The organism is Kutzneria kofuensis (assembly GCF_014203355.1).
GTDB lineage: Bacteria > Actinomycetota > Actinomycetes > Mycobacteriales > Pseudonocardiaceae > Kutzneria > Kutzneria kofuensis.
In genome coordinates this window covers 1,926,418-1,945,310 of sequence record NZ_JACHIR010000001.1, presented here as the reverse complement: position 1 = coordinate 1,945,310, position 18,893 = coordinate 1,926,418, and the positions used below count along the sequence as shown (strand labels likewise).

14 protein-coding genes are annotated in these 18,893 nt (G+C 67.1%); 6 read left to right on the top strand and 8 right to left on the bottom strand.

Translation table 11 applies throughout. From position 1 onward, the window contains the following. Nucleotides 1-13: 13 nt before the first annotated feature. The 6 genes from pglX to BJ998_RS08800 form a co-directional block, all read right to left on the bottom strand. Nucleotides 14-3,631 (bottom strand): BREX-2 system adenine-specific DNA-methyltransferase PglX, encoded by a 3,618-nt coding sequence (gene pglX, locus BJ998_RS08825; protein ID WP_184860149.1) that lies wholly within the window; start codon nt 3,629-3,631, stop codon nt 14-16. Further along, nucleotides 3,628-8,226 carry a BREX system serine/threonine kinase PglW gene (gene pglW, locus BJ998_RS08820; protein ID WP_184868536.1) on the bottom strand — a complete coding sequence of 1,533 codons (4,599 nt, stop codon included), beginning with the start codon at nt 8,224-8,226 and terminating at the stop codon, nt 3,628-3,630. Before pglW ends, pglX begins: the two co-directional genes overlap by 4 nt. Nucleotides 8,227-8,391: 165 nt before the next feature. After that, nucleotides 8,392-8,670, bottom strand: coding sequence for a hypothetical protein (locus BJ998_RS08815; RefSeq protein WP_184860147.1), 279 nt, complete (start codon nt 8,668-8,670; stop codon nt 8,392-8,394). Beyond that, nucleotides 8,628-8,864, bottom strand: a complete 237-nt coding sequence (locus BJ998_RS08810; RefSeq protein ID WP_184860145.1) for a hypothetical protein — start codon at nt 8,862-8,864, stop codon at nt 8,628-8,630. Before BJ998_RS08810 ends, BJ998_RS08815 begins: the two co-directional genes overlap by 43 nt. Before the next feature lie 303 nt (nt 8,865-9,167). Next, nucleotides 9,168-9,959: a hypothetical protein gene (locus BJ998_RS08805; protein ID WP_246488554.1), complete on the bottom strand. Its 792-nt coding sequence runs from the start codon at nt 9,957-9,959 to the stop codon at nt 9,168-9,170. Between the two features lie 217 nt (nt 9,960-10,176). Next, a complete protein-coding gene (locus BJ998_RS08800; RefSeq protein ID WP_184860142.1) occupies nt 10,177-11,079 on the bottom strand; it encodes a sialidase family protein in 903 nt (300 codons plus the stop codon). Between the two features lie 294 nt (nt 11,080-11,373). On the opposite strand from BJ998_RS08800, the gene BJ998_RS48555 reads away from it, so the two are divergent. Both BJ998_RS48555 and BJ998_RS08790 read left to right on the top strand, forming a co-directional pair. Further along, a complete protein-coding gene (locus BJ998_RS48555) occupies nt 11,374-12,822 on the top strand; it encodes a WD40 repeat domain-containing protein (protein WP_184860140.1) in 1,449 nt (482 codons plus the stop codon). A gap of 85 nt (nt 12,823-12,907) precedes the next feature. Then, nucleotides 12,908-13,468 (top strand): TIGR03086 family metal-binding protein, encoded by a 561-nt coding sequence (locus tag BJ998_RS08790; protein WP_312890003.1) that lies wholly within the window; start codon nt 12,908-12,910, stop codon nt 13,466-13,468. Between the two features lie 2 nt (nt 13,469-13,470). On the opposite strand, the gene BJ998_RS08785 is transcribed toward BJ998_RS08790, so the two are convergent. Then, nucleotides 13,471-14,316 carry a LysR family transcriptional regulator ArgP gene (locus BJ998_RS08785; protein ID WP_221338564.1) on the bottom strand — a complete coding sequence of 282 codons (846 nt, stop codon included), beginning with the start codon at nt 14,314-14,316 and terminating at the stop codon, nt 13,471-13,473. A gap of 70 nt (nt 14,317-14,386) precedes the next feature. Here BJ998_RS08785 and BJ998_RS08780 point away from each other — a divergent pair, with 70 nt between their 5' ends. The 4 genes from BJ998_RS08780 (at nt 14,387) to BJ998_RS08770 (ending at nt 17,467) form a co-directional block, all read left to right on the top strand. Then, nucleotides 14,387-14,998 carry a LysE/ArgO family amino acid transporter gene (locus BJ998_RS08780; protein WP_184860137.1) on the top strand — a complete coding sequence of 204 codons (612 nt, stop codon included), beginning with the start codon at nt 14,387-14,389 and terminating at the stop codon, nt 14,996-14,998. A 328-nt stretch (nt 14,999-15,326) separates the two neighbouring features. Further along, the gene (locus BJ998_RS47280) at nt 15,327-15,833 is read left to right on the top strand and encodes a hypothetical protein (RefSeq protein ID WP_246488553.1); all 507 of its coding nucleotides are present in this window, start codon (nt 15,327-15,329) and stop codon (nt 15,831-15,833) included. Continuing rightward, a complete protein-coding gene (locus tag BJ998_RS47275; protein WP_246488552.1) occupies nt 15,797-16,582 on the top strand; it encodes a TROVE domain-containing protein in 786 nt (261 codons plus the stop codon). Before BJ998_RS47280 ends, BJ998_RS47275 begins: the two co-directional genes overlap by 37 nt. A 51-nt stretch (nt 16,583-16,633) precedes the next feature. Further along, complete coding sequence (locus BJ998_RS08770) at nt 16,634-17,467, top strand: cobalamin-binding protein (protein ID WP_184860135.1); 834 nt, start codon at nt 16,634-16,636, stop codon at nt 17,465-17,467. On the opposite strand, the gene BJ998_RS08765 is transcribed toward BJ998_RS08770, so the two are convergent. Beyond that, on the bottom strand, nt 17,442-18,770 hold the full coding sequence (locus BJ998_RS08765; protein ID WP_184860133.1) for a glycosyltransferase 87 family protein: 1,329 nt from the start codon (nt 18,768-18,770) through the stop codon (nt 17,442-17,444). The genes BJ998_RS08770 and BJ998_RS08765 overlap by 26 nt on opposite strands. Nucleotides 18,771-18,893 lie beyond the last annotated feature (123 nt).

Sequence of the window (18,893 nt, the reverse complement as noted above, 5' to 3'; positions counted from 1 at the left end):
CGTCTACTTCGCCTCAGTCTTCGGTCTTCTTCTTGGTGGCACGCCGTGCGCCGCGGGCGGGGGCCTTGGGGCGCCACGCTCGCAGGTCGTCGTCGGTCAGCCCGTTCTCGCCCTGGATCTGCGACCGGTAGCCGGCGAAGAAGGCAGCCGGGGACATGCCGTAGAGCGCGTCGAACTCACCGTGCCACTGGGCCAGCCAGGGTTGCAGTTCCAGCAGGCCGGCAAGGTAGGCCGTCAGCTCGTCTGCGGTCGTCGCATGGTTGGTGAAGTACGTGGTGAGCGCTTGGGCCTGCTCCTTGTGGTCCCAACCGGCCCAGCCGTAGAGGTCGGGTGTGCCCGTGGTGACGGTGGAGTAGGAGATAAACCGCTCCTTGGGCACGTCCAACTTGCCCCGCGCCCGCCAGTAGGACGGTTTGAGGAAGTCGGCCGAGGTGTACCTCGGCGGCACCTCAATGGAGTCCCGGATCTTGCGCTTGACTGTCTCGTCCTCAGCGGCGTCTTCCTGCCGCTGGAGGTCCCACGTGCGTTCCCAGTCAGCGCGCTTCTTCATGCCGGTGGGCGACTTGTAACGCAACGCGGCGAGGAACGGCACGTGCTCGTCCGCGAGAAGGGCCGTGACTACGCCCGGCAGGTCCTGGTGCGGCGCGTAGATCGCTGCCACGGCAACGAAGTCCTCGTCGCGTGAGAGCGCGTCGGTGAGCTGCGCTTTCGTGAGGATGTTGGGGTGCTCGCCGTCCTGGTACCAGATGTCGCGGTTCTCGATCCGGTCCAGCAGCCAGGACCGCAGGGCACGCTCCTGGAGTACGTCCCACCCGTCGGTCGCCCAGCGCCGCTTGTACTCCGGCCGTTCGATCATGCCGATCGCGCGGCGGGTCTCGATGGCTTCGATACGCTTCTGGACGATGGCTTTGTACGTCTCCGGCCAGCGGGCGGGAATCTCGGTGATGGGCGTGGAACCGTGGCGCTTGAACCACTCCGGTGACGCTTCGTCTGCTTCGACCTTCCGCGCCAATACGATCTCGAAGGCCCGCTCGCCGAGCGCCAGCTCAGGGACATCCCCCTCGGGCGCGCGCAGGTCCTCGGTGTACAGGTTGTAGAGCGTATAGACCTGCCAGTCCAATTCCTCCTGCAACGCGATCATTTTGGCGCGGATCGACTCCCACTTCGCCCGCGCCTCGCGGAGACTCGCGTTTGTCGGCGTGGGTGCGTCGGTAGCCGTCAGCGCCGCGGGGCTGGTCGCCGTGAGCTCCTGTGCAAGGCCGTCAATGGCGGTGGCGAGGGCTGTGGGGTAGGCGGCGGGGAGAGGGAATCGTGCGATATTTGTGCTGTTGAATTGGTAAAAACGTTCCCATTCGCTGCTGGTAAACCCTCCACCTTCGCCACGAATGCCCTTGTCGTGACAGTTGAGCTTTAGCCATGTGCAAGCGGTTGAGCTGTTTAGCAAGCCAAGGAGCTGAAGATGGGCATCCTCGGTGGCTTCTTTTTGAAGTTTGATTGCGGGCGCGGTCTGCTTAAAGACCTTTCCACCTCGATCAAGTGTGAAGTGATTGTGTGTAGCTACTTCTGCAAATGTAATCGCAAGTGGAGTGCGGTATCGCTCGGGAAAGAACATACTGTGATCAAACCAGCGCAAACCTCGTTCTGTGGGGGTTTGTCCGAAATCAACACGCCGTTGGAGGACTGTTCGGTTTGGCCAGAGAAACTTTTCCTCGTGCTCGTCTAGTTGGCGAGGCTTTCCGTTGGAGTCGTATGGGAAGAATGTTGAGATCGATGTCGCAATGTGGAAGTCTCGCACGCCGTCGCCGAGGATGACGGGGACGCATGAATCGCTCATGGAGCGGGTCTTTGCTGCGGTTGATTCTAGGTAGAACGCGTCGTCCAAGCCTGTGTGGGTGGTTCGCCCAACGGCATTGCTGAGCGAATTCAGAACTTGCGTCGCGGCGTCATTGATGCTCTCGACCATTTCCAGGCCGCCGTCGGCGAGGATCCACGGCTGTTTGCCGAAGTAGCGCTTCCGTTCAAGGTCGTCGACCGACACCCATTGGCTGACCGACTTGGGCTGGTCAATCTGCTTGACGATGGCCTGCCAGACCAGGCCATCTTCGCCGTTGGGTGGCACGGACGGCTCACCTTGAACGCTTCGCACCGTGCGGATCGTCGCCGAGCGCTGGCTGCCTTTGCGGCGCCGGCCGACAAGGATCACCGTAGGCGTGCCGTGGCCTGGAATGTAGGCGCCCGAGGTGTCGATCACCTCGGTTAGTTCGACCATGTGCGCGAAATATTCTTCGATCAGCTTGGTGCCGAACTCGCGCTTCATGAACGAGTTCGCCGTGATCTGGCCTACCATGCCGAAGTCACGTCCGAACTCGTCGCCAATTTTCGCCAGCTGGAAGAAGCGCTCGGCGAACGGCACGGAAAGCGCGTAAGTGCCGGCACAGGACTTGTACAGGTCCCGGTATAGCTCGTTCAGCTTGCTGTCCTTGACCGTGATGTACGGCGGATTGCCTACGACGACGTCGTAGCGGCCCTCCTCCAGGATCCGGGGGTACTCATGCACGTCTTCGGTGAAATACGCGAAGTCGGCCAGGGGGTCGCCAGACTGTCCGTCCTCAAGTGCCAGTGGCATCTGTCGGGCCTTGATCAGTGAGTCGCCGACCGCCAGGTGGATCGGCCAGTCGTACCTGCCGGCCTCCGCAAGCGTCCGCATCCCGGCCGCCGCCATCGCGGCCACCAGTAGACGAAACCGTGCGATGGCCACAGCGAAGGGGTTGATGTCCACGCCGTGCACTGAATTGAGTGCCGCGCTGACCCGCTCATGCCGGTCGATGTGCGGCCGCTTGTCCGCCCACAGCCGGACCATCCGACGGAACGCGCCCAGCACGAAGTGACCGGAACCGCAGGTCGGGTCGATCATCTTCAGCTCGCCGAACCGCCCGCCCAGCTCCCGGACAACCGGGTCCATGGCCCGGTCGAGGATGAACTCCTCCACGAACTCGGGGGTCTGCAGCAGCGCATAGGTCTTGCGCGCCGCCTCGGACAGGTCCTGGTACAGGTCGCCGAGGAAACGCGTGTCCCACCCCTTCGTACCGTCCTCCCGCAACGGGTCGGTGAAGTCGTGAACGAGAGCGCCTGTCTCGTTGCGCTCGCGCCAGAACTCGACCAGCGCGCGTGCACCGTCGTGCGAGAGCGGGATCTGGAACAGTGGGTTGTGGTCCGGATTGAACAGAAGCTTGCCGGCGTGGCCATCCCCCAACTCGGCGAAGGCTCGCTCCAACCAGCCCCGGTAGGTCGGGTCGGCGTCATCGTCCACATAGGCCGCGTAACGCTCCAGAGCGAGTTCGTGGCGCTCCGTGCTCGGGCCGGTGATGTAAGGCTCCGCGATCAGCAGATTGTCCTCACAGAACCGAACGAAGACCGACCCCAGAACCCAGGCGGCGGCGACCTGCGTGATGCGCTCGTCCAGCCACGAGTTCCACGTTGCCCCGGTGCGCTTGAGTTCCTTGGCGCGAGCGTGTTCGTTCTTCAGCCGGGCTTCGACGTCGCCAAGAGCGCGAACCTGTTTGCCGAGGTCGGCCTCGACCGCCTTGACCTGCCGCTTCAAGTCGTCCAGCAGGGCCTTGCGGTCGATCACGTCGTGCGTCCCTTCGTAGCCGGTGCTTCGGTTGGCCGGGTCCATGACGGGCTGCGGACCCAAACGTCCGGAAGTGCGATCCACTCTCCCAGACCAGACTGATAGGGCACAGCGGAATTGCCAAGTCGTGGCCCGCGAGCAGGATCTGACTGGGGACAGAGCAACCACAGCGCCCGGCCACCCTGCCGGGCACGCGCGGCGAGGCGATCGAGGACATCCATGGCGCCATACCGGCCCAGGACTCCGGCATTCATCAACACCACGGGCCCGTTCCCCAACTCGGCAACCAACTGCTCGCCGATCCGAGGCTCGACCAACCCCCATGCGGTCTGGACATACTCAGCGAACTTCATTGCTGCCCGCGAACCGGGTTCGGCGGCGTCCGCCTTGAGGATGGTCTCCCAGGTCGGCTTGGGTCGCGGATCGACCTGCTCATGCAGCGCCGCCAGGAACAACTCGGCCACCGACACCACAGTCACGCCGACCTGGTCCAGTTTGCGGACCGCGTCCCGGACGAGCCCGATGCGCACGGTCAGGACCCGGAAGCCGTCACGGCGGGCCGAAGCGCTGAGCCGCTCGTCGGTGCGGGCCACGCTGGCCAGATCCGGGTCGTCGTCGTATCGCGTGGCATAGCCGGTGATGGTCCTGCCCCGCACACCCGACGACAGGTAACTGGATTCGGCACTGGTGCGGCGGGGGAGATACCGCTGGGTCCTCGTGTCCTCCCGTGTGCTCAGCACCAGGTCGAAGCCCGCCTCCTGGAGGGCCTTCGTCAGCTGGCCGCCCACCGGCAGGGTGTGCCCGCCGCGCCCGTCAAGGATCTCGGGGAAACGGGCCCGAACCCGTTCGTGGACTTCCGCCACGGTCAGACCAGGCTGGTGTTCGTCCTTGACTCCGGGCACCAGGCGCACCAGGCCAGCCTGGGTGAGCCGCAAGGCCCGCACCAGCGGCAGGTTGCGCGGATAGATCTCCAGTCGGGGGGTAGCGGCGGCGTTGCGTGACGCGGCCGCCGCCAGCTCGACCATGCGACGCTCGTCCCACGCCAGTGCGCCGCTGGGCGGGGTGATCGCGCCGAGTTCGCCGAGCACCGTCGCGGAGGTGGGCAGCGTCTCCGAGCCGGCCAACCGGTCGGCGACTCGGCCAAGTCGCTGGGCGTAGCTCAACAGGGCGGGGCCGGACGGGGTGTCAGGAGCGTCGTCGGGGCCAACCTCAAGTGCCAGCAGCCCGGCACCCATGCTCTCGTCGACCGCGTCACGATTGGGCGCGTGCCGGAACGCCTCGTTCTCCGGGTCGAGTTGCTCGACTTCGACGATGACACGGACTGCCGCCAGCGCGAGCGCTCGGCGTTGCTCACGGATATCGAGTCGGGTGCCGCGCCGTACCGTGAGGGCGTCGGCGATCTCCGCGGCCGCGGCGACCCGTCCCATATCCTGGAGCAGTTCCAACACCTCTGCGCGTAGCGCCTTTACCGCATTATGGCGCTTCCACCGAGTTCGCTGCGTCTTGAGCATCTGCGGAATACGGCCGGCGCTGAGGCCGAGCTTGTCGGCCACCGCCTTCTGCTTGGGCCAAACGTCCACATCGGGCAGGACACCATGCTCGTCGGGCAGGCGCAGCAACAGCCGCACCATCTCGACCTTGTTGCGATTGGCGCCGTTCTTCTTGAGCTCCGGCACGAAGATCGCGGCCAGCGTGTCCAGACTGACCGTTCGCAGCGCCCGATCACTCAACACGTCCGCATCGGAAACCGCGGCGAGCTTCTGTGTGAACGCTGCCTCGGCGGCCGACAGCTCCGCCTTCGCCTCTCTGCGGCCCTGCGGGGTCAACGGCGCGGCGGGCTGCTCGGCGAGCCGCTGGCGCCACTGCTTGATGCGGTCCAGCACCTCCAGGCGTGTTTTAGCGCCGAGGCCGGGGGCGTTGACGAGCTGGCGTTGGCTCAGATCCAGCAACTCGCCGACGGTGTTGACGCGGAGTCCGTAGACGAATGACACGGCCGCGGGGCTGAGCCCGGACATCTCGATCAAGGTCTCACGGGTGGCCTGCCGAGCCATCCGGTCACGCTGCTGCTCGGCGCTCTCCGGCTCGGCTTCCCCCACCGCGAGCGAGGCCGCTGACCGCGTAGTCGGCTGCGTGGTGTGCCGCGACAGGGGACGGCGGGAGGACGGCACCGACTCGTCCATGTCCAGGAAGATTTTCTTCCAGGCATCCCGCATCGGCTTCAGTTCGGGAAATCGCTTGCTCGCGTCCCGGTGCAGAGCCTTGCGGAAGAATCGCTCCAGTCCATCCCGGACCGCCGGGTCGAACGCCTCCACAGCGATCCTGGGATACGGGTGCTGCTCCGCGTCGGTCTGGCGTGCCGACACCCTGCCATCGCCCCACACCGGCAGTTCGCGCGACGCCATCTCGTGCAGGGTGACGGCAACGGCGTATCGCTCGGCGTGCGCGTCGTACACGTCCCGCGGTGCCACGCCGATGAACGGATCCAGATAGCCGTCCGTTCCGGCATCCACCGCCTGTACCGGGTAGCCGGCCAATGAGAAGTCGATGAGCACCAGTTCGTAGGTGCGGTTGGGCCGAACGCGAATGGCGATGTTGTCGGGCTTGATGTCCCGGTGCCAGATGCCCTCGCCTTCCAGGAAGTCCACCGCGCCGAAGAGATACTCGCCGTACGACTCAAGCTGGTTCACGGTGAGCCGACCGGAGTCGCGCAGTTGGCGTGCGACGGTCTCCTCCCGGTGCCTTCGCTTGCCGGCCCCTTCGCCGTCGGAGCCGTCGAGACGCTCGTCGCCGACGTACTCGGTGACCAGGACGGTACGGCCGCCGATTCGCAGCGGCTCAGGCTCGATCAGTTGGATGATCCGAGAGTCGGGCCGCAGTCCACGTATGATCTCGGCCTCGCGTGCCAGCACCTTGCCGCGCTCGTCGGACAACGCCACCTTCAGCACGGCCAACGCCTTCGACCCACGTGCCTGGTCGGCGGTCAGGTCCCGCACCAGGAACGTGCGGCTGGTGGAGCCGGTGCCGAGCCGCCTGCGAACCTCCCAGCGCCCGGCGAGGACGTTGCCCGCGACGGCGTCAAGCGGATCCTTGTCCTGCTCCGCCGATGGGGTCTCCTCCGGTGCGGACGCGGTCAGGTCCTCCTCGGCTGTCGCCAGTAGCTCCAGGAACTCGTCGACACTGGCCAGTCGCTGCTGCGGGTTGTAAGCGGTCGCGGCCTGGACCAGCTCGTCGATGTACTTGGACAGACCGTCCACCACCGCGCTGGGGCGCAGGCCCTCGCCGGCCTCCAGCCGTGCCGACAGCTCCGCCTGGCTGGCGCCCGGCGCCTTCCCGGTCGCCAACAGGTAGGTGAGCGTGCCGAGTCCGTACACGTCGATCGCGACCGGATCGGCGTTCGGCGCGGTCAACTCGGGAGCGAGATACGGATTGGCAGCATCGGCCAGGTGCGTGCCAACGTTCGACGGCGTGGTTGTCGTCGGGCGCCCGTGCTCCCCAAGCTGCTGGAGGGCGACCTGCCAGTCGGAGATCTGTAGACGCGGCGCGAGCCACGCCTCCCCGTCAACAGCCCCGCGCCCGCGAGGAATGACATGGACAGCGTGGGCGCACAGCGTGCGGTGGTAGATGCGGGCGCCGTGTGCGCTGCGCATCGTCTCGGCAAGCTGACGAACAAGGGACATTCTGCCCTGAATGTCCAGCCTTTCACCGTGCTGGGCGAGGTATTCGTCGAGTCGGAGCGTCCGGGGGTGATGGTAGAAAATTAGTGCGGGGCCAGCTGAGTGTGCGGACCGGTCATATTCCTTCAGTCGAACGACGCCGGGGTGAGGGAATCGTTGCAGCACCTCCGCCTCGCGTCGGGCAGCCCGCTCCACCGATTCTCGCAGGCTTGCGTCCGAACCGCGTTCGCGCAGATAAATACGGATTCGAGTGAACTCGCGCAATTCGCTGTGGCGTCCCAGGTAGTCCACCCAGGTTGGGCCGGAATCCAGCGCCTTGCGGTCGAGCAGGTACGGGCCAACCTTGTACTCGGCGTCGCTGGGGTGAATTCCGATCCGTTCAAGTGACGCCTTGAGCTGCCGGGAGCGCTCGGCGTCAAACCTGCGCCGGTCATCACGTGGTGGCTGCTTGAGCATGTCGACCAGCTGGCCGATCGTGTACACCCCGCGCTGTTCGTTGGCAGGCAGCCGGATCTGGAGCGAGGAGTCGGTGAAGCAGACCGCTTCGGACACCCATGGCGCCAGGACGTCGCGCGGTGTCGCTTGTCGTAGCAGGTCGCCGAGCTCTCGTGCCTTCTTGTTGGCGAAGTGGAGTGGATTGCCATGCGAGATCTGGCGACCGCCCGGCTGCGTCTGCAGCCAGCCGCCGTTGTGAGACTCAACTGTGCCGTGCCAGTCCTTGAGCTCGACCAGGTACACCCCACCGGGGGCGACGACCAGCAGGTCCACCTCGCGGACATGGCCTGTACCGGCGGTGAAGGTGAAGTTCGACCAGGCTCGCCACGGGTCGCTGTCGGGCAGCCGATCCCGGATCGCCTCCAAGCCTCGACGCTCATGCTGGAACTCGGACTCGGTGACCGTCTCCCACCGGCCATCCCGCATGCGTCTGCCCCGCTTCTCCACAACCTGCATCGACGGGGTCGCGAGAGTCGCCAACCCTCGCTAGATCCTAGACCTTAGCCGCCGGGTCAGGTGCCTGTGGGCGGCGGGCGAGCCGAGCGCTACCGATTCCGACGACACCAGTCGTACATAGATGCTATTGGGCGTTTAAGGGTTCTCGAAGGATTTTCTGAGCTCGGCGAGTATTCGATCGGCATGGGCGTGTCCGCTCTCGGTGAGTTTTCCGGCGGCATCCTGGTCCTGTCGGAATGTGGCTGCCGCGTCTCCGAGTCGGTTGCGGATAAATTTGGCCTGGTCGTCTACGGTCATGTCCTGGACATCAGTGCCGTCGAGGTAGGCGGTCCAGATCTCGGGCAAGACCCACGTGCGCATGCCGCCGAACTTCAGCAGCGCCTGCCATTGTTCACGGTCCGAGGTGATCTCCACAGAGGCAGGCAGCCGTCTACAATTCCCTCGTAGACGAGCAGGGCGCCGCCCATGCCGTCCTGATCCTTGCGGATGAGGCGGAATTCGGACGAGGCTAGGTTGTCGATGAGTGCATCGATGGATGCGGGCGTGGTACCGGTGAGGTTGCCGCTTGCGTCGTAGCCGTATTGTTCCCGCCGGTCGGCGGTGGTCACGGCGGTCGCGCGGCCCAGCGGATCGAGTTCGAACTGGCGGGCGTCGGCCAGCTGATCGACGATTGCCGTGACCGCACCATCGGCTCGGTAGATGTAACTGCGTCGTTGCGTGAGGGGGTGTGATCATCGTCTCCCGTTCAGGTGTAATACCAGTCCCGGAACAGACACCCGCCGTACCGAAAGGTAAGCGCACTCCCAAATGACGCCCACCCTCGCGGTACGTCAACGGTGCCCATCGACCAGAACTCCAACGCAGCTCCTGGCCGCAGACGGACACACCAAGAACGACCGCGCGACATCTGCTCATCCTGAATTGGACTGACCAACCATGGCCACGGGCGTGTCCTGACCGGCGAACCGTTCAGCCCTGATAATCGACACAAGCATCCGGGAGCGTGCCGCGCCGATGTGCAGGTTCCTGCGAAGGGTCTCAGCTGAGATCGGTCGCTGGTGGGCGGCCCAATGGCGGGCGTCTTCCTGCCGAGCGCGGTCAACCAAGTCGCCGTCGGATACAACAGGCACTGGTCGGTCAGCAATGCCGCACACGGGAACTTCGCTGTACCCGGTCTTGACGGTCGACGTGATGGTCGTTGTGGTGGCGTCGTCCGTGTTGGCAGTGCCGCTGCGACTATCTGCGCGCCTCGTCTCGCTCCGTTCAAGGCCGATGGCGGTGATGGCCTGCAGCAATCCGGGGCCGACCTCGGCCCAGCCGATGAGTAGGAGTGGGCCGACGGCGTCGAAGGCGGCCTTGCCGTAGTCCCCGGCGGTAATGGGATCCGCGATGTTCAGGGCGAGCGTCGCGAGGCTGGCGAAGATGAGCAGTCGGCGGGCTGGCCTGAGCTGTTCCGGTGTCGCGCCATGGATGGCGAGGTGCCGGGTGCCGAGCAGCAGCCCGAAGATCGACAGATCTACCGCTGGTGCAACCAGTGGCGCGACCCAGATGGGCACGCCGAGTCGCAGGGCGAGGTTGAGTACGTTGCCGAAACCGAACATGAAGGTCAACCCGACGACCGTGCCCATGATCACGGTCACGGCCCGGACGACGACGGGCTGGTCAGCGGCCGGCTGCATCCTTGTGGTGAGTTCGGTAGCCATCAGGCGTCATCACCCCGGCGCTTGACCTGCGCAACTTCCGACGGAAGGCGCCGGATGCCGACCGGCCGGATCGCGATCTCTGGGCCCTCGACGAGGACCAAAGAGTTCGGGTTGTGCCACGTTAGGCCTACAGAGCAGACCCAGTCCCCCTTTCCGGTTCCGCGTGTCGGCGGCGTAACCGGGATCCGGTTACGCCGCCGATGTGGGTGTGGACGGGTTACGGGGCGTAGCCCAGGGCGGGGGAGCCGTCGGTGCGGCGGTCGGAGAGGCCCTGCTGCGGGGACCAGGCGCCGCCGGTCAGCTTGGACCACCAGATGTGGTTGTCGGGGCCGGTGCCGCGCCACGACATGAGCATGCCGGAGAAGGTGCTCTGGCCGAGGGCGGGAGCGGCGTCGGTGCGGCGGTCGGTGAGGGCCTGCTGGGCGGACCACGAGGAGCCGGTGAACTGGGACCACCAGATCAGGCTGTCGGGCCCGGTGCCGCGCCAAGCCATGACGACATGGCCGTAGTCGTCGGTGCCGAGGGCGGGGGCGTAGTCGGTGCGACGGTCGGCGAGCTGTAGCTGGCCGGACCAAGTGGCGCCGTCGAACCGAGACCACCAGATGGTGCTGTCGGAACCGGTGCCCCGCCAGGCCATCACGAGGGAACCGCCGGCGAGGGTGAGCGCGGGGGCGGCGGAGGTCCGGCGGTCGGTGAGGGGCTGCTGGGCGGACCAGGACGAACCGGTGAACATGGACCACCAGATGTGGTCATCGGGGCCGGCGCCGCGCCAAGCCATGACAACACGGCCGAAGGCGTCGTGGCCGAGCGTGGGGGACAAGTCGGTGCGGCGGTCGGCGAGCTGCTGCGGAGCGGTCCAGAAGGAGCCGTCGTACTGGGACCACCAAATGGTGGTGTCGGAACCGGAACCCCGCCAAGCCATCAGCAACCCGGAGGGCCCGATGGTCATGGCGGGAGCGGCCTCGGTGTGGCGGTCGGTGAGGGGCTGCTGGGCGGACCAGTTGGTCCCGTCGAATTGGGACCACCAAATGGTGGTGTCGGCCCCGGTGCCCCGCCAGGCCATCGCGGACTGGTGGCTGGTCTCGACGGAAGCGTGGGCGGTCAGGGGTTGAAACGACAAGTGCGGCGAGAATTCCGGCGGCGAGCAACAATCCGCGAACGGAGCGTCTGGCTCCGATCGTCGGCATGAATGAGCGCATGTGAGTTCCCCTTGTTCGAGTACGAAGTCGAGCGTCGCCAATGCGGCGCGTTTCGACGCGGTGAACGCTGCCGGACCCTCAGGCCGTCCGGCCAGCCGATCGGACGCATTCGTCGAGGGAATCCCGAAAACCGCTGATCAAGCCGTAGACTGGTCCAGGTGTCCGGCGGCGTCGGACACCGTCTCCGCCGACGCCGAGGGGGCAGCGTGGACGAGATGACCGACCCGCGGGTGGACTTCGCCCGCCGGCTGCGAGCCCTGCAGGAAGCGACCGGCCTGTCCATACGGCGGCTCGAGGTGGAGAGCGAACGCACGCCCCGCCGACGCAACGAGGACAGGATCCGGCTGAAACGCAGCACCATCGCCGGAATGATCAATCGGGAGCGGCCGGTCCGACCCCAGCTGGCCAACTTCGAGGTGTTTGTCGACACGTGCTTACGGGTGGCGGCCGAGAACGGGATTTCGTTACCGCCGGAACTGGGCAATCGTGAATCATGGGACGAGGCCTATCGCGAGCTGCGCGATCACGTGGACCGGTATCCGCGCGGGTCGGCGGTTCCCGAGCAGCCGCCCGTGGTCGAGGAGTCGAAACCTTCCCTAACCAGGAGAAACGTGCTGCTGGCAATGCCGGCGGTATTGGCCGTCGCGGCTGCGGCAGTGGCGGTTCCGTTATGGCTGCGCGGATCGAGAACCGCCAGCACGGAAATGCCCGACGACGACACTTACGGCTCCCTCGGCCGGCTGCTCAGCGCCCCGATCGCCAAGGACGACCCGGTCTGGTCGGTCGCCGTGGGCACGCTGAACGGGGAGCCGCTGGCGGTCGTCGGCCGCGCCGACGGCACCGTGCAGCTGTGGAACCCGATCACCGGCCGGGCCCGCACCCACCCGCTCGCCGCCCACGACCAACCCATCTACTCGATCGCACTCGACGCCCCCACTGCCGTGTCCGCCAGCGTCGACGGCACTCTGCGTCTCTGGGACCTCACGACCGACCCGCCCACGAGCGCCCGCATGGGCGACCAACTGACGGCCGGCGTCAACAGCGTGGCGCTCGGGGTCGTCAACGGCCGCAAGGTCGCCGTCTCCGCCGGGGACGACCGCACCGTCCGGCTCTGGGACCTGGCCACTCCCACGGTCACCGGCACGGTCCTCGGCGATCGGCTCGACACCGAGGTCAAGAGCATCGCCGTGGGCTCCGTGAAGGGCAAAACCGTTGCGGTGTCCGGAAGCGATGACGGCAGCATCCGACTGTGGGACCTCGCCGCCGGCACCGGCCGTCTGATCGGCGCTCATCAGACGACCGTCGGCACGGTGGCGATCGGCGCCGCGCGGAACAGGATCCTTGCCGTGTCCGGCAGCGAGGACGGCATCGTCCGGACCTGGGACCTGACGGCCGACGAACCCGCCGGCACCGTCCTCGGCGACACCATGCACACCGCGGTCAAGACCGTCGCCACCGGCACGATCAAGGGCACGACCGTGGCGATCTCCGGCAGCGACGACAACATCATCCGAATCTGGGACCTCACCACCGGCCACCCCTACGGCAACGGCCTCACCGGCCCGAACAAGGGATCGGAGTCGCTGGCCATCGGCAACTTCGACGCCCACGCCCTCGTCGTCTCCGGCCACTGGGACGGCACGATCTGGGCCTGGAGCCTGTGAACCGGACCGGATCCGTCACGGCGCGAAGCAGCGCGGCGTCCGATACCCGCCAGAGTTATGCGCCGGTGGCCGACAGACTCGGCGGGTGGATTTCGACGAGAAGCTCATCGATCTGTATGTGCTGGCCAGCGCGGAGTTCGAGCGGAGGCTGCGGCACGTGTGGGACTGGGCGGCGCCGACGCCGTGCACGGAGTGGGACGTGCGCCAGCTGGTCAACCATGTGGTGCGAGGGAACCTGAATTACGTGGCCTTGCTCGACGGTGGGACGGCGGCGGAATTCCTGCGGTGGAGGGAAGTCGATGCGCTCGGGGACGACCAGGTCGGGGCGTACGAGCGCTCGGTGCGGGAGTTCGAAGCGGCGTTCCGCAGCCCCGCGGCGATGCGAAGGACTTTGGACTACCCGCTGGGGAAGGTCGGAGGCGGCCAGGCGCTGGCGATCAGGACGACGGACACGGTGATCCACACCTGGGATCTGGCGCGGGCGATCGGCGCGGACGAGACGTTGAACGCGGATCTGGTGGACTGGATCGACGAGAACCTGGACGCGATTTACCAGGGACTGGAAGGCATGGACCGGTTCTTCGGCACGTCAGGAAGGGCGGAGGCCTCGAAGCAGGATCGGTTGTTGCGCAGGATGGGGCGCTGACGTCACTTCTGCACGAGTGTCGTCGCCGCGGCTTCGAGAATGGCGGTGGCCGCGGCGGCGAGGGCGGGGGAGTCGAGTTTCCACTGCTGCCAGAAGAGGGGAACGTCCATGTGCCGCGAGGGGGCGAGGTTGACGAGGGTGCCGGCGGCGAGGTGGGGGACGGCGTGGGAGACGGGGATGAGGCCCCAGCCCATGCCGGTGACGACGGCGTCGAGGTAGGCGGTGGAGGACGGCATGTGATGGCGGAAGGCGCTGGCGCCGCCGGCGAAGCGGTCCTGGAGTTGGTCGTACCGGTCGAAGACGATGACGGGAGTGTCGGCGAAGGTGGTGAACGCCAGCGAAGGGGAGGCGCAGGCGAGGTAGCGGAGCGAGCCGAGGGAACGGACGGAACACCCCTGGACGGGGTCGGGGGTGGAGGTGACGGCGGCCATGACAACGCCCTCGCGAAGGAGTTGGGTGGTGTGTCCCTCGTCCTCCCGATGGAGTTCGAAGCAGACGCCGGGGACCGCCGACAGGGCGGGGAGGAACCAGGTGGCGAGCGAGTCGGCGTTGACGGCGATGGAGAGCCGGGTGGGCTCGCCGGCGGTGGTCATGCCGAGTTCGGCACGGGCGTCGCGTTCGAGTTGGGCGAGCTGGCGGGCGAAGCGGACGATCACCTGGCCGGATTCGGTGAGCTGGACGGGTTTGGTGCGCATGAGCAGCACCCGGCCGGTCCGCTGTTCGAGGGACTTGATCCGCTGGCTGACGGCGGACGGGGTGACGTGCAGGGCCGCGGCGGCGGCGTCGAAGGTGCCGGCGTCGACGACGGCGAGCAGGGTCCGCACGTGGTCGGCGGGCAGGTCGGTCATCACGGCCGCTAATGATACGTAAGAATCATTAGCTGGACTGTTGACAAGGCCGGATTTAGCGTCCAGAACCATGACCAACGTGGTGCTCGTCGTGGCGGCGGGCTTCGGCACCTCTCTGTCCCTGATCGTGGCGATCGGCGCGCAGAACGCCTTCGTGCTGCGTCAAGGCATCCGACGAGACGCGGTGCTGACGGTGGTGGCGATCTGCGGCGCATCGGACGCGGTGCTGATCGGGCTGGGCGTGGGCGGCGTGGGCGCGCTGGTGCAGGCCTGGCCGGCGGCGGTCACGGCGGTGGCGGTGGTGGGCGGGATTTTCCTGCTGTGCTACGGATTTCTGGCGGCGAAGCGGGCGTGGAAACCGTCGAGCATGTCGGTGGACGGAGCGACGACGGGCTCCCGCAAGCGGGCGGCGCTGACCTGCCTGGCGATGACCTGGCTGAACCCGCACGTCTACCTGGACACGGTCCTGCTGCTGGGCTCGATCGCGGCCGGCTACGGCGCGCTGCGCTGGGACTTCGCGATCGGCGCGGTGCTGGCCAGCCTGTGCTGGTTCACGGCGATCGGCTTCGGCGCCCGGCTGCTGAGTTCCTTGTTCACCAAGCCGTCGTCCTGGCGTGTGCTGGACGGCCTGGTGGCGGCGACGATGGCGGTGGTCGGGATCGGCCTGTTGGTCGGCGCCTGAATTAATCCGTCGCGACCAACGCCGCGGAAGACCTACTGCTTGCCGAGCACTCCCGGTGCGAAGTCCAGCGGTTACTTCCTGTCACGAAGAATCCCGCCGTGGGACACCATGAACTCGGGGGTGCTGATCGCGGATGCGTCCGGTGCGCAGGCGACGGTTACTTCGGATCGATGGGTCGCGGGTTCGAATCCCGCCCGGGAAGACCCGGTAGCTCAGCTGGTAGAGCAATTGGCATCACCGTCACCGACATTGATCTCGGACGTGTCCGCGGTCGCCGAGAGGGGGTAGGACGGCGCGCCTGCTCGGCTGGCTGCGTGGCCCGGCGAACATGCGCTCGGCGTCGATCGTGGGCGCCGCGGAATTCGCCTACGCGCGCAGCGAACCGGGGATGACGCGACAGGTCGTGAATTCGGTGCTGCAGCGTGCCGACGAGCCGGGTGAATTCCTGTCCTATTGGCTCACGGTGCACGGACGTACGATTCCGAAGCCGGTCAAGCGTGGAATCGGTGACGCGGTTCGCCGCCTTTACGACGAGCGTGCGCTGCTCAAGTGGGACAGCGAGGCGCGCGGCGTTCGAATGGGCGACGTGCTGAATCTGACGCACCCGAAGCCGACGGAGAGCTGGCAGGGTGCGCTGTTCACGCACGCCCTCGACCGGCGTTACGGAAACGCCGCGGAAATCCCCGCGCACCTCTCGGTGCTCCAGGCCCGCGAGGAACTGCTGGCCTGGCCGGTCGAGCGCCGCCGCGAGCTGTTCGCCGGGGACGCGACGCCGGTGCTGAAGCGGGCCGGCATGACATGGGAGTCGGTCGCCGGCTGGCTGCAGGGCCGCTGACGGCGGAGGTGTGGACGGCGCTGATCCCGACCATGGGCTACATGGCGTTGCTGCGCAACCTGCGCAACTTCGACCGGGCGGGCGTGTCCGACGAGGTGGCGGCCACGGTCGCGGCGCGGCTGGCGGACCCGGAGCAGGTGGCGCGGTCCCGGCAGCTGCCGATGCGGTTCCTGTCGGCGTACCGGGCGGCGCCGTCGCTGCGCTGGGCGTGGGCGCTGGAGCGGGCGCTCGACGCCAGCCTGGCGAACGTGCCGAGCCTGCCGGGCCGCACGCTGGTGCTGGTCGACCGCTCGGGGTCGATGTTCTACAGCGAGGTGTCGGGCAACTCCGACCTGACCAGGGCGGACGCGGCCGCGTTGTTCGGCACCGCGATCGCGCTGCGGGCGGAGAACGCCGACCTCGTGCAGTTCGGCAGCACGGCCAAGCCGGTCGAGCTGCGGGCGGGCGAGTCGGTGCTGCCGGTGGTGCGGGACCGGTTCGGCGACCTCGGCGGCACGAACACGGTGGGCGCGCTGCGGCGGTTCTACCGTCGCCACGACCGCGTGGTCATCGTGACGGACGAGCAGCACAGCGGCCGCACGCTGCCGGGCAAGGCAGTGCCGCGCGACGTGCCCGTCTACACGTGGAACCTGGCCGGCTACGAGTTCGGCCACACCGAGGGTCGCTTCACCTTCGGCGGACTGAGCGACGCGGCGTTCGGCATGGTTCCGCTGCTCGAGGCCGGCGAGCGCGAGGTCTGGCCGTTCTGACGGGAGGGCGGTCCGCTGCTGCGGGCCGCCCTGCCGCTTAGGGTGTATTCCGTGCGGATCGTCTCGTTGTTGCCGGCGGCCACGGATCTGGTGGCGGAGCTGGGGTTGCTGCCCCAGCTGGTGGGGCGCACGCACGAGTGCGACTGGCCGCAGGGGGAGATCGACGCGGTGCCGGTGGTGACGGCCAGCGAGATCACCGAGGGCATGGACAGCCGGGAGATCTCGGAGACCGTGCACCACGGGTCGTCGATCTACACCCTGGACACGAACCTCCTGCGCGAGCTGAAGCCGGACGTGGTGCTGACGCAGGACCTCTGCGACGTCTGCGCGCTCTCGTACCGCCCGGTGTCGGAGGCGGTGCGCAAGCTGGACACGGACGTCACGGTGCTGAGCCTGGAACCCCGCACCCTCCACGAGGTCCTGGACTGCTTGCGCACTCTCGGCGAGGTTCTCGGCGCGGAAGACGTTGCGCGGCAACGAATCGGCGATCTGAACAAGCGACTGGAAGCTGTCCGGGCCAAGGTTGCCGGCAAGCCGAGGCCGCGGGTGGCGGCGATCGAGTGGCTGGATCCGGTGTGGCCGGCGGGACATTGGGTGCCGGAGCAGATCGCGTACGCCGGCGGCACGCCGCTGCTGGCGGAACCGGGCGAGCACACGAGACCGATCGAGTGGCGGCAGGTGGTCGATGCGGAGCCGGACATCCTCGTGCTGATGCCGTGCGGGTTCACGCCGGCCAAGACGCGGCAGGAACTGGACCGCCTCAAGGGTTTCGACGCCGTCGACCGGCGATACATTGTGGACGGTTCGGCCTACTTCAACCGGCCGGGCCCACGGGTGGTCGATGGAGTGGAGCTGCTGGCTAGGCTGTTTCATCAGGTCGAGTAGGCTGGCAACGGAACTCCCGGACGGTCACCCACAGGGCCAGAGCCAGGGCGCCGAGCATGGCGGTGGCCAGGATTCGCATGTCCACCAGCGACGGATTGACCGCGCCGCCGCCGAAGCCGCCGCCCCCGAACCCGCCGGAACCCAGGGCACCGCCACCCTGTGGGCGACCGCCAAAGCCGCCAAAGCCGCCAGAGCCAGGGCCGCCCGAGCCGCCGGGGAAGCCGCCGGAGCCGGAACCGCCGGTGCCACCACGGAAACCGCCGCCGGGCCGCCGCCCACGCCCACCGCCGAAGCCACCACCGGTCCCCATCAGGAACGGCAGGTAGGCGAAGAACGACGCGAACTGCTCCAGCACCGGTAGCGCCCACAGCTTGCGTGGCAGGTAGAACGCCGCCACCACGGTCAAAGCGTCGGCCAGGAAGAAGTACCGCTCATGCATCGCCGGCAGGAAGTACGGCACCAGCAGCACGGAAACCGTTGCCGCCAAGACGATTCGCGTGGAAGACAACTCCACCCGTCGCCACCACACGGCCACGATCAGCGCCAGCACCAGGAATCCCGTCACCAGGATGCCGGTGATCCGCAGCGCCGAGGACGTCACCGACGTGCCGAGGTACTGGTACACGTTGGGGGCGTTCAATGTCAGCAGGTCGAACGTGCCGGTCTGCGCCACATACACGGAAAACAGTTGCGCCGGACTGGTGCCGATGAGCAGCGCCGGAATGTCCAGCACCACGTACACCAGCGGAATCGCCAGGAGCGACTTCCACGGCAAACCACGCCGCAGCACCAACAGGAGCAATAGCGGGAACAGGAACACGGTCTGCAGCTTCAACGCGAAGGCGATGCCGATGAACGCACAGGCGAGCCAGGGGCGCTTACACAGCAGGAAGTACACGCCGCCGACGGCAAACGCGGCGTACATCGCGTCGGCCTGCCCCCACATCGAGGCGTTCACCACGACGGTCGGCAGGAACAGCGTGATCGCCCCGGCCAGGACCGGCCACCACTTGCCGGGATACCGCAGCGCCACCAGCCGGTACACGAAGTACCCGAGCAGGAAGTCGAACGCCGCCGACAGGACCTTGATCCCGATCAGCGGCGTCACCGGCAGGTAGCTCAAGGCGGCCAGCAGATACAGATAGGTGACGTTGTAGTTGGCGAAGCTGATGTCCTTCAGCGCCGCGAAACCGCCGTCGGCGGCGATATGCGAGTACCACGACAGGAAGATCCGCGCGTCACCGGTCTCGTAGTCGAGGAACGCCATCCGCAGCGCCGCGGCGGCGATCACCACCACGGCCACCACGCCGATCTTCAAACCAACAGATCGGCGTGCCGGGGCAGCCAGAGCAACCATGCTGGAGGTCCCATCCGCTCGTGCGAAAACAGCCTGCGCTCAGTCAAGCGGGCTCGACTGAGTGCAGGC